We start from the raw sequence: 12119 nt of genomic DNA, 5'->3' as shown, positions 1-12119 counted from the left end.
TGCGTTAATTGCGCACGTACGGATCTGTGAGGGGTAAGGGGCACAATCCTCGAAGGAAAGGCCCCGCCTACTCGACCTCGTCTTTGCGACGTGTTGGCTTTATCCTCGCCTGGCCCATCATTTGCTCCAATGGTCCAATGGTTCAATGGGCAACGATGAAAGAGAAGAGCGAATGTAATCACAGAGTGCTACTTCTTTTCCGTCGTCCATCCCGGTGTGATCCCTGGAAATCATTTTAACGTTGTCCCGAAGTACCCCAAATTACAACCCCCCACCCCTTTATAAATGGGAGTCGTTTTCTCTTCACCGCTTTCCAGAGATTCGTATAGTACATTCTCAGGACGCACCACTTGAATAATATAATCCCCTGGTGTTACGCTCTTGCCATCATTCCCGGTAAGGTCCCATGTAAATTTAGCCTCGTATGAAAAAGCATTGGGAATGACTCCTGAAAAAGTCGGTAGTGTACGGCTGTATATTACTTCTTGGCTATCTAGTGGACGAATTTGTAAAAGCCTGCAGAAATACATCTTTTTGAGTGCTCACTTCAGTAGCTGGTTTAAAAACCTGCGATAGTGCATCTTTTTGCCTGTTAAAGTAGAGATTTAGAGATTTGGAAAGAGAATTCATGTATTTTCGCAGGCTTTTCTTTCGAACATCTCCATTCGCTTCATAATTGATGTATTATCGCAGCAATTTAGGTTCGCCCAATGGCCCAAGATGTGTTCCTCTGAGTAGGGGCTCACTTTAGAACCGTTCATTTGATTGCTGCCACAACATGATTGAGAATGTTCTGATGCAGCGATTCCGCCGTAATCCACGGCCCTCCCGCATTGATTCGCGGAATTTGCCATGGGTCGGTTTGCTGCGTAACCATGCCCTCTTCAACGGTAAAAGCGTATCGGATTCCTTCCTCCTTGATTAATTGGATCGCAAGCTCATCATAGATTCCATACGGATAAGCCAAGGAATCGATAGTTTTGGGATAGCTCTGATTCAGCGAGTCGATGCAGGTTCGAGTATCCTTCTTAATGCGCTCTTTATATTCGCCTTCCGTCTCTTGAACGCCATCCTTTCCTATTATTCTAGCAATCATCAACGCTTCTCCCGATTCCGATTTGCGGTGGAGGGCGTGCGAATGGCATTGGAAGTCAATGTCTGCGGCTGCGGATGCGATGTCTTCCACTTGGCGATGACTCAGATACGGGATATTTCCGCCCGACGGATTATCCAGAAATTCAGTAATTACAAAATTAATTGCGGGAATATTCTTTTCTTTAAGCAGAGGATAAACATGGTCGAAGAAGCTTTCGTATCCATCATCAACGGTAACTAATACAGCATTGTCGGGTATGGAGCCGCCTTCTAAAAACTGTTTGAATTGTTGCGAAGAGATAAAATTGTAGCCCTTTCCTATTAAGTAGTCCAAATGGCTGGAAAATAGCTCTGTTGGAATGGTGGCAAGGCTTTGATCCACATCGTGGACATGATGATACATCAATACGGCGACCTGGTCCCGATACCATAGGGCTCCGGTATTTTCCTTAGCGCTTATGCCTGCAAAAATAATTGCACAACCTAAAGCGAGCAAGATTACTGTCTTGATTGCTGTTTTCCCCATCTTGTCCTCCTACAACTATGAGATATATACATAGACTTACAAATAATGAGAAAAGTTTCAAAAAACGACAAAATTTAATATTATGTTTGCGCATTGTTCGATAGGTGTCTTGAGAATGAGATGGCCACATACAATAAAATACTGTAGCCGTATAGTTAGGGTGGGGCTCCTTCCAGATGAAAAGGAGGGGGAAGAGGAGGGCTGTTCGGGTGAGGCGTATGATCAAGCAGGGATCTTTTAACATGGCCCTATTTTGGCGTTTCTTCACCAGCTATTTTATCTTGATCCTCATTCCCGCCATCGTAGCGTGTACCTTTACCTACTTCTTCATAGTTCGTCTGATCGAAGACGATGCGGAGAAGCTGAATAACGTCACTATGCGGAATTTTGCAGACCAGACGGACCGTACATTTTCTTCGTTGAAGACAAATATGATCAATCTGCTCAGCACCCCCAATCTGGTCAGCTTTCTTCAGGTAGCCGGCGACTCCCCCGATAACCAGCAGCGCAACGAGCTCGTCCATTCCTTGATGGAGCAGCTCAACAAGATCGATTCGGGCGGGTTGATGTACAGCGCCTATCTGTTTTTTGTCCATGAGGACCTCGTCATTGATTTCCAGACATACACCGGCAAGGAGTTTTATTTTCAACATTATTATCCTCTGGAGCCTGCCGAGAAGTCGGCTCTGTTCTCCTATTTCTCCGATAAACAAATGATGCTCTTCACCGAACCCCATACGATGTACCAGAAGCCTCTGTTTACGAATCAAGTCCTGTCCTCGTACTCTCATATTTCCGTCTTGATGAGCTATCCGTTCAATACCCGCTCCCCGGAGGTCTATCTCGTCGTTAATTTGAATGAGGACAAACTGCGCGAGCATATTGGCATCACCGAAAGATGGGTAACGGGCACGGCTATTCTGGACAGCTCAGGGCGGGTGATTAGCCAGACTGGTTCCATGAGACTGGACGCAGACTCTTGGTCTGACATCCTGCAAGCCAGCCAAGAAGGCTCCCTGTTCGTTAACGAAGACGGGCAGGCGGTGTCCGTCATGAGGTCGCATTTCAAGGATGACTGGTATTACGTCAGCCTCATCGATTTGCAGACGCTGCTGCAGCCGGCGCGCTGGATCAGCAGGGTCAGCTTCGTCTTTCTCGGTTTCGTGCTCGTATTGGGCAGTCTTGTATCCTATTATTTGAGCCGGAGGCTGTATACCCCGATCCTGGAGATCAAAACCGGCCTCGAATCGCACCATAAAGCTGCCGAACCGAAACCATGGTTTCCGGTGAAGGGGAATGACCTCGATGTCATCAAGCAGTTCTCCGGATTGCTGATTTCCGAGAATAAAGAGCTGTCCAGGCTGGTGGGCGGAATGTTCCCAATAGTGCAGGAGCACTTTATGACCAAAATCCTGCTGGGAGAATACCGGGACGGATTGTCCATTGAATATTACGCCAGGGAGATTGACTTCCCTTATCCGTCGCAGGCCGTCCGGACCGTGCTATGTATCGAAATCCAGTATTACGCCTCCGTTCTGGATCAGTTGTCGGAAACGTCCCGTTCGTTCCTGATGGCCGAGCTGAAAGAGAACATCCGCAAGCGGATGCCCGTTGCCGTATGGCTCTGCCAAACCCGGGCCGACTTGTTGGCCTGCGTCGTGCATATCGAGCCCGCGAAGCCCTTCGGTCCGAAGGAAGCGGCTCAGATCCTGCAGACGATTCTTGCACAGCCCTATTACAAAGCGACCATCGGAATCGGCAAGACGGTCGACACGATAGAAGAGCTGCATATTTCCTACGCTCATGCCCTGGCTATGCTCCGGTATAAGGGACTCCGTTCCGAGGTCGAAATTTACAGCCCGGACAATGCCCGGGATGATCGTGCGGCTTGGGACAGCTTCCTGTCTGTGCAGGAGGTGAACAAAATTTTTAACCGGTTCAAAACACGCGATTACCCCGAACTGCTGCAGGCGGTATACGAGCTGCTGGAGGAGGGCGTTAGGAAGAACGCTACCGCTTTTCAGGTAAAATACTTGTGCTCCGATGTGTTAAATACGTGGATAAGAGCGGTCGAGACGGAGCGCAACGAGTTCGGCATCCCTTTCTACTCCGGATTATTTGTCAAGCTGGACCGCTGCGTAACCTGGGAAGAGATCCGGGACTGCTTCCGGGAAATCCACGCGCTGTTGTTCCTTGCCGAGAAGCCGGATGCCCGAAGAGGGCAGCTTGCGGAAATTCTTGAGTATATTCATGAACATTGCGGAGAGGAATTATCCATCGAACGATTCGCCGAGCGAATGGGCATGTCGGCCGGCCACTTCAGCCGCACGTTCAAGGAAGAGGTTGGCGAGAAATATGTAGAGTATATCGCCAAGGTCCGCCTGGCCAAGGCGAAGCGGCTTTTGCTGGAGACGGATATGAAAATCGACGAGATTGCCGAGCAGGTCGGCTATTGGGGGCGAAATTCGTTCATTCGGATCTTCCGCAGATATGAAGGAACTACTCCGGCGAAATACCGGTCGATCCATCGAAAATAAAGGTGCGAAAGAAGAGACTCCGTTTTTTCGTGAGTCTCCTTTTTTCTATGCGGCCTGTCGGCAAAAAAAAGCGACCCGGCAAAATTGAGCGCTTTACGCACGGCTTGCCCGCTCCGTATAGTAAAGCCACAACAACGATCAGACGGTGCCGCGAAATGAGGTGCCGCAGCAACCTATAAAATGAAAACGTTCCCGTAAGGAGGTGGGGATGATTGGCAGATCAAGCAGAAAACCGCGGAACCGCCGATGCCGCAGTACTGCCTGGAGCGAAGGGCAAGAAGCCGCCGCATTTATGGCTGATGCTGAAGAAGCACAAGGCACTGTATTTTCTGATGCTTCCCGGCATCCTGTATTACATCATTTTTAAATACTTGCCCATGTACGGCATCATTATCGCTTTCCAGGATTTTTCGATAGGCCGGGGAATATTCGGCAGCAAATTTGTCGGTTTCAAGCATTTTATCGAGTTCTTCTACTACACCCCGGATTCCTGGAAGCTCATCCGCAACACGATCATGCTGAATATTTACGATCTGCTGTTCCATTTTCCGGCGCCGATTGTGCTGGCCCTTCTGTTCCATGAAATTAAAAATAAAGCGTTCAAAAAGTTCGTGCAAAGTGTCAGTTATATGCCGCATTTTCTGTCCACGGTCGTTATCGCGGGGATTATCGTCATGTTTCTGTCCCCGTCCACGGGCATCATCAATTTTATTCTGGTGAAGGTGTTCGGCATGGAACCGATTATGTTCCTGGGCTTGCCGGAATGGTTTCGTACCGTATATATCGGCTCGGAAATCTGGCAGAAGGTCGGCTGGGGAACGATCCTGTATTTGGCGGCGATTGCCGGAGTCGACCCGACCTTATATGAAGCGGCCAAGATCGATGGGGCCAACCGCTTCCAGCAAATGCGCCACGTTACCTTCGTCGGGATGATCCCCGTCATGATCATTCTGTTCGTTCTGAATCTCGGGCATTTCATGGAGGTAGGATTTCAGAAAATTCTGCTGCTGTACAATCCGATGAACTATGAAACCTCGGATGTTATCAATACCTTTGTCTACCGCAGAGGGATTCTGGACGCCGACTTCAGCTTCGCTACGGCGGTCGGGTTGTTCCAGTCGGCCATCGGCTTCGTTCTGGTCGTCTTCGCAAACCGGATAGCCAGAAAACATTCGGAGACCAGTCTATGGTAACGAGCGGGGAGGGAACGGGATGAAAATCAGGGAAAGCCTGGCCTCCAGGCTGTTTGACGCCTTCAATACCGTGATCATGATTGGCCTGGTTATCGTGATGGTGTATCCGATGATTTTTGTATTCTCCGCCTCCATCAGCGAGAATGCCATGGTGGTGAGCGGACAGGTGCTGCTGTGGCCCAAGTCCTTGACCTTGGCTGCTTACGAAAGAGTGGTGTTCAATCCGGATCTGTGGGTGAGCTATTGGAATACGATTCGCTATACCTTCGTTCATACGGTGCTGACGTTGATGGCGACTTCCGCCATGGCGTACCCGCTCGCCAAGAAATGGCTTCCCGGACGCAGAGTGATCCTGCTGATGGCGGCCTTCACCCTGCTCTTCAGCGGAGGGCTCATTCCGACCTTCCTCGTCGTTCAGAAGCTCGGCCTGCTGAATACGATCTGGGCCATCGTGCTTCCTTCGCTAATCAGCACCTGGCATCTGTTTATTATGCGGACTTTCTTCGAAGCGCTTCCCGAAGAGCTGGAGGATGCCGCCACGATCGACGGCTGCGGGACGATTCAGGTGCTGCTGCGGATTGTTCTCCCGCTGTCGCTTCCGGTGCTGGCCACGATCGGGTTATATACCGCCGTTAACCAGTGGAACGCGTTTTTTGACGCGCTGATTTATCTCAACGACCGCAGCATGTATCCTCTGCAAATCATGCTCCGCAACATTCTGATCGCCGGCTCCAACGTGCAGGGCGAAGGAGACATGAGCCATATGGAAACGATGAAGTACGCCATGATCATTATCGCTACTTTGCCGATCTTGTGCATTTATCCGTTTATCCAAAAATACTTTATTCAAGGCAGCATGATCGGGGGGATCAAAGGGTGACCGCTTCGGCAAGCGGTAAGCAGAAGCGCGAGAGTACAGGAAGTCTTCTGTGCCTGCGGTGACGGGAAGTCCGGTCTCAAGTATGAATAATCACTTACCGGACCTTCTGACCAAAACCTAAATAAAGAGGAGGCGAGCAAGGTGAACAAAAGAACGTTAGCGATTACGCTCTCCACCGTTATGCTTGGCGGGCTGGCGGCAGGCTGCAGTGGAGGCAAGGGAGGGACGGCAGCCGAGACGCCCGGCGGAGCGGAAGGCCCGGGTCCGAAGCCGATCACCTTCACATGGCTGGTCTATGACCGGACAGAGGGGCGGGTCCGGGACGACTGGGAAATTTTCAAGGAAATTGAAGCCAAAACCGGGGTTAAGGTCGAATTTCAGGTTGTCAGTCAGGAGGGGATCAATGAAAAGAAACAGATTATGATCGCGACGAATTCCGTCACCGATTTTATTCAGGTAAGCACCCAGGAAGGCAGGGAGCACGGTCCGGAGAAGGTGTTCCTCAATTTGAAGGATTATCTGGATATTGCCCCCAATCTGAAAAAGTTCTATGACGATTTCCCGGAAGCGAAAGCGTTGGCCACCGGACCGGATGGCGGAATTTATACTGTGCCGGTGCTGGAGGGAGACCCCGAGGGCAAAGGCTTCAACTTCGTCTGGATGGCCCGCAAGGATTTGATAGACAAATATGGGTTGAAGCCGCCCGAAAGTCTGGATGAGTTCTACGAATTTCTGAAAGCGTTGAAGGAGAAGCATCCGGATTCCTATCCGCTCACGGCCAACTCACCGATCGGGGATACCGGGCTGTACACAGTGTTCGGCAGAGCCTTCACCGGCATTCAAGGCTTCTTCAATCTCCTCCCGGACGAGGAAAAATACGCCTTCGCCCCATACCACGAAGGGTATAAGGATGCCCTCATTTATTTGAATAAGCTGTATGCCGAAAAGCTGCTGGATCCCGAGTATTCGCTGCTGACCGGGGCCCAGTGGGAGGAGCGGATACTGTCCGGGAAATCTCTCGTCACTTATTTCTGGAAAGCGGATATTGATCCGTTAACCGAGAAAGGACGCACGGCCAGCGGAAGCCAGGAGTATGAGCTCGATGCGATTCCGCAATTCGCCGCCGACGGAATCAAGAACTATCAATATTCGCGTTCGCTCGTGGGAGGCAGCGGCCGGGCGATATCCGACAAAGTCAAGGATAAGGAAGCGGCGGTCAAGTTCCTGGATTATCTGGTAAGCGAAGAAGGTTCCAATTATCTCTCACTCGGGATTCTCGGCAAAACGTATACGATTGAAGACGGAAAACCAAGGTTCATGGAGGAATTCGGGAACAGCCCGTATGTCCCTCTGCGCCGTGACTACGGGGTCTGGTATGATCATATTTCCCTCAATAATGCCAAAGCCCGGGCGGCGTGGGAGAGCGGCTTGAACGAGAAGAGCAAAGCCATTAACGCAAGATACGAGAAATATATCATTCCGGCGCCTAAAGCGATTGTCAAGACGGAGGAAGAGATGGAGCTGGAGAAGTCGAAGCTGAACAACCTGAACAAATATTTGGAGCAGAAGATTACGGAGTTCGTCACCGGGAAAACCCCGATTAACGACGACACCTACCAGCAATTTCTCGATCAGGCCAAAAAGCTGGGCGCCGACGAGCTGCTTGAAATGTACAATACGGCATACCAGCGCACCTATGGCTCGAAGTAAGCAACCGGCGTGATGGCCCGGTAGGTGGAGAGAGGACCTCGCAGTTACCGTTTTATTATTGGGGACCTAGGCAAAAATAGATCATTTTGCAAAGGAGCTTAGCATATGGCGGAGAATTACAAGGTCATCGATGCCGATGTCCATAATGAACAGAACGATGCCGATCTTGTTCCTTATCTGCCGGAGCCGTGGAAGAGCAGGGTGGCCCGCAGCGGCGTAGGCTACTCGTACTCCGGCTACTATTCTCCCGTCGGTGTGATGCGGAGGGACTCGATCCCTCCAGGCGGCGGCAAGGCGGGCTCGGATCCGGAGCTCATGATCAAGCAATTGATAGAGCCCTACAATGTCGAGTATGCGATTTTGACGGGCGTGGTCTATAATATCTCGACCACACATGATCCGGATTTTGCCGCCGCTATATGCTCCGCTTACAACGACTACCTCATTGCGGAATGGCTGGGCAAGCACCGAGCCTTCAAGGGGGCTGCAGCCGTAGCTACCCAGGACCCGCAGCTTGCGGCCAGGGAGATCGACCGGATCGGCGGGCATCCCGATATCGTCGAAGTCATCATTTCCAGTGCGGCCCGCTCGCCTCTGGGACAGCGGCAATACCACCCGATCTACGAAGCGGCGGAGAGGAACGGGCTGCCTGTCGCCCTTCATCCGGGTGCGGAAGGAGCGGGCGGGGCTACCGCGCCGACTGCTGCAGGGTATCCGACGTGGTACATCGAATGGCATACATGCTTGTCGCAGATGTTCATGGCCCATCTGGTCAGCATGGTGTGCGAAGGAGTATTCGAGAAATTTCCCGGCCTGAAGGTTGTCCTCATTGAAGGAGGAATGGCCTGGCTGCCGCATGTCATGTGGCGGCTGGACAAAAACTACAAGGCATTGCGCTCCCAGGTGCCGTGGCTGAAGAAGCTGCCCAGCCAGTATATTCGCGAGCACTGCTATCTGACGACCCAGCCTATCGAAGAGCCGGATAATCCGCAGCATCTGGTCGACCTGCTGAACATGGTCGACGCCGAGAATATGATTCTCTACTCAAGCGATTATCCGCATTGGGATTTCGATCCGCCTTCCGCCGTCCTCCGCAAGTTAAGCCCGGATGCAAGAAGGAAGGTACTATACGAAAATGCCAAGCAGCTTTACAAGCTTTAGTATAGCGGGAAGATCGAAGGACCGGCAGCAGTCTGGGAGACTCGGGAGACTTGGGAGACAGATTTTCTTGTCATGAGACAGCAGCTTTTGTACGACAAGCAGCAGCGGTTTCACGGTATGCAATGGACCAGCTTGGCTCCAACCAGAGGTAAAACCGATTTGATTCTATCCGGACGGAGGGGGAAAATGGCGGTACATTATGTATTGAACGAAGGAGATGTGCCGGAGGGCGGGCATGTCATCGTTAACATAGGGGGCCGCGAGATCGGCGTTTATCTAATCGACGGTCAATACTATGCATTGTACAACTACTGCCCCCACCAGGGAGCGCCCCTGTGCAGGGGAATCGTGTGCGGAACGACGATGCCGTCAAGAGTCTATCAATACGAATTCGGCAAATCCGGCGAGATTGTCCGCTGTCCATGGCACGGCTGGGAATTCGAGATCAAAACCGGGAAATCCCTGATCGACGATAAAATCCGCGCCAAAAGCTACCCTATCGAAATTCAAGACGGAAAAATCGGGATTGTGCTGAAGTAGGGTGTAAAAGGGATAAAGAGGTCTCTGAAGTCATCAAGATCGTCAATGACTGAGGGACTTCTTCTTTTCGGTTTGGCCACCATACGGAAAAAGGAAAGTGAGTCGTTTAAAAAGCGATTGATAAAGCAAGATTAGGATTGAAGTGTTCAGCCGCCTAGGATTGGGCGGTTTTCCTATTGTTTAATAACATTTTGCACGGTAACCACACCGTTCCGAAGGGCAGAGATTATTGTATTATTTTATTAAATCGAGGAGAAGGGATTACTGACAAAATATCGAATATATCAACGTCATATTGTTTGTGGAACTTATTGGAACCGAAAAATTTGTTAACACCTCGGCGGAATGCCGCATTGATATAGCTGTTAACCAGAGAACCCATTTTACCAATTGTCCAGAAAAGGAGGGATGCCTTTGAACACGAAAAAATTGGCCCGTTTGATAGGAGTGCCTCCACAGGAAGCCGACGAATGGGCGGGGCAGTCGCAGCCTTTCAGGCAGAGAATTCTGGAGGAAGCGGCTCAGCCTTTCAACACCGAAGCGTTCCATTCCTTGGTTCAGGAATTGTCCCCGGTGGAGAAGCGAAATATGGCCAGGCAGCTGGAGCTGCCGCTCACCGCCTCCCCCAGAAGAGCTTTTCCGGATGCCGTGTTTTACAAGCTTCTGCTTTCCAAATTGCGGCAAACGTCAGGGAAGCAAAAGCTGTTGACGGCCATTCTGCTTACTGTAATGGACCTCTACGAGGAAGCAGGGGATTCCGTGGAGGAGTTCCTTGAGGCCCAGGAAGAAAAAATAACACAGTACGGGCATTGGCATTACTATTGGGCCCTGCGTCTGCACCCGGACCGTACCGAGGAGGCGGAGGAACGGCTGCAGCAGCTTGCCGCCGTCAAGGAGGTTCAAGCGGGGAGGACGGAACCGGCTCCACAGCCTGATACAGCTAATGATGAGGCTTGCCGCTCTTTCATCGATCCCGGCAAGCATGCCGCTGTAGAACGAAGGCTGAAGCGGGAATCGGACCTCCGGCTTAAAGCCGAGCAGGAATCCGATCATTTGCGCAAACAATTACGCGTGAAGGAAAGATGGGTGGAGCGGCTTAGCGAAGAAAAACTTAAATTATCGGCGGAAGCCTCCGCTTCGCAGGAGGAAGCGTCGCGCCTGCAAGCTTTGCTGGCGGAGCAGAGGCTGCGTAACGAGGTGCTGGGCAGCGAAAAAATGGAGCTTCTTTCCCGGCTTCGCGCGCTGGAAAGCTCGCTGGCGGAATATCAGGAAAGTGCCGCGGCGGCGGAGCGGGAGCTGAAGCAGGCGAAGCATCGTTTGCTGGAATTCAAGCAGCGGTCGGCGGACCCCCGCGAGCTGGCGGAAAGGCTGGCTGCCGGACTCACTCAGGAAGCGGAACAATGGTGCCGGAAGCTGGGACAGCCCCTTCCGGACCGGAGCAGCGGCGCGGCTATTCGCCGTCATATTCGCTCTTTATTCGATATGATCGACTCCCTGGAGCGATACCTGCATGAAGAAGGCCCTATGTCTTCCCAGTCTGCCGTTATGAACCCGAAGAAGGATGCGGTACCTACGGCGGTTTACTCCCCGGCTTCGGAAGAAGGAAAGGAAGAGGCCCTATCGCTGGAAGAGTCGGCTCCTTCCCGGGAAGAAACCGCAGCATGGTTTGGCGGCACCTTTTATAGGCGGGATCATGGCGGTTATATTGTGCTGGAGCATGGAGAAGTGTTTAATATTACGGAATCCATGGTTCATCATTATCGTTTGGAGCATGAGGCGGAGGTCAGATGCAGGCCATATGAACAGGAATCCGGCGTTATTCATTATGAAATCGAGCTGCTGCTGCAAGGGGACGATACCTACGCTCCGATTAACCAGTTCAGCGGGTATGTGGAGCTGGGGGAGCATTTTACATTCTACTGTGTGGATATGAACAACCCGGAGAACCGCTACCCGATTCACTATCGCGATGTGGAAGTACAGGGTCCTTCGGATGGTGATCCCTGTTTGTTCAATGTAGCTGTGGACGGGCATTACGCCCGGCTTTCCAAGCTCTATCGAAAGTCGTCCCAAGGAGACGAAGGGATAAAGAAAAAACTGGATCGGCAGAAGCAGGCCTCATGGACGGCGAAAACGGATAAAAGCAAGCCGGAGCCTTTCCTGACAGGCTGCAAAATTGTCATTATTGGCGGACAGGCCAAATGGTTTGAATCGGTCGTATCGGAGACCGGGGCCGAGCTCGTTCATGATAATGGGGACAGTCCTGAGCGAATCCATGCCGATTTGCGCCGCGCCCAGGCCCTGTTCATGCTGATTACCGCGACTTCCCACCGAGCGACCTGGAGCTGCGTGGAGATTGCCAAGCAGTGCCGCATTCCGCATTATATCATTCAGGGCTCGAAATCCAATTTACGCACACTTCTGTGGGAAAATAAAGAGGCGATTCAACGGACAGCGACAGCGGCCCATTCATAATA

At 51.6% G+C, this 12119-nt stretch carries 8 protein-coding genes; 7 read left to right on the top strand and 1 reads right to left on the bottom strand.

What is annotated here, in order from left to right:
* Positions 1-757: 757 nt before the first annotated feature.
* Positions 758-1621: a polysaccharide deacetylase family protein gene (locus tag FS806_RS09745; protein WP_144935162.1), complete on the bottom strand. Its 864-nt coding sequence runs from the start codon at positions 1619-1621 to the stop codon at positions 758-760.
* A gap of 218 nt (positions 1622-1839) precedes the next feature.
* Between FS806_RS09745 and FS806_RS09740 the strand changes: the two genes are divergently transcribed.
* From FS806_RS09740 to FS806_RS09710, 7 genes are all read left to right on the top strand, one after another.
* Positions 1840-4158 (top strand): helix-turn-helix domain-containing protein, encoded by a 2319-nt coding sequence (locus FS806_RS09740; protein ID WP_144935184.1) that lies wholly within the window; start codon positions 1840-1842, stop codon positions 4156-4158.
* A 299-nt stretch (positions 4159-4457) separates the two neighbouring features.
* On the top strand, positions 4458-5351 hold the full coding sequence (locus tag FS806_RS09735) for an ABC transporter permease (protein ID WP_144935181.1): 894 nt from the start codon (positions 4458-4460) through the stop codon (positions 5349-5351).
* 19 nt (positions 5352-5370) lie between these two features.
* Positions 5371-6231, top strand: a complete 861-nt coding sequence (locus FS806_RS09730) for a carbohydrate ABC transporter permease (RefSeq protein WP_144935159.1) — start codon at positions 5371-5373, stop codon at positions 6229-6231.
* Positions 6232-6372: 141 nt separating this feature from the next.
* Positions 6373-7941, top strand: coding sequence for an extracellular solute-binding protein (locus FS806_RS09725; RefSeq protein WP_144935157.1), 1569 nt, complete (start codon positions 6373-6375; stop codon positions 7939-7941).
* 105 nt (positions 7942-8046) lie between these two features.
* Positions 8047-9102: an amidohydrolase family protein gene (locus tag FS806_RS09720; RefSeq protein WP_144935155.1), complete on the top strand. Its 1056-nt coding sequence runs from the start codon at positions 8047-8049 to the stop codon at positions 9100-9102.
* A 72-nt stretch (positions 9103-9174) separates the two neighbouring features.
* Positions 9175-9642: a Rieske (2Fe-2S) protein gene (locus FS806_RS09715; RefSeq protein WP_313960577.1), complete on the top strand. Its 468-nt coding sequence runs from the start codon at positions 9175-9177 to the stop codon at positions 9640-9642.
* Positions 9643-10056: 414 nt separating this feature from the next.
* Positions 10057-12117 carry a DUF2325 domain-containing protein gene (locus FS806_RS09710; RefSeq protein ID WP_144935150.1) on the top strand — a complete coding sequence of 687 codons (2061 nt, stop codon included), beginning with the start codon at positions 10057-10059 and terminating at the stop codon, positions 12115-12117.
* Positions 12118-12119: the final 2 nt, after the last annotated feature.

It is taken from the genome of Paenibacillus sp. 32O-W, from assembly GCF_007679495.1.
Classification (GTDB): Bacteria; Bacillota; Bacilli; order Paenibacillales; family NBRC-103111; genus Paenibacillus_L; species Paenibacillus_L residui.
Note: the sequence above shows the minus strand (reverse complement) of the source record. Positions and strands in the feature narration are given on the sequence as shown.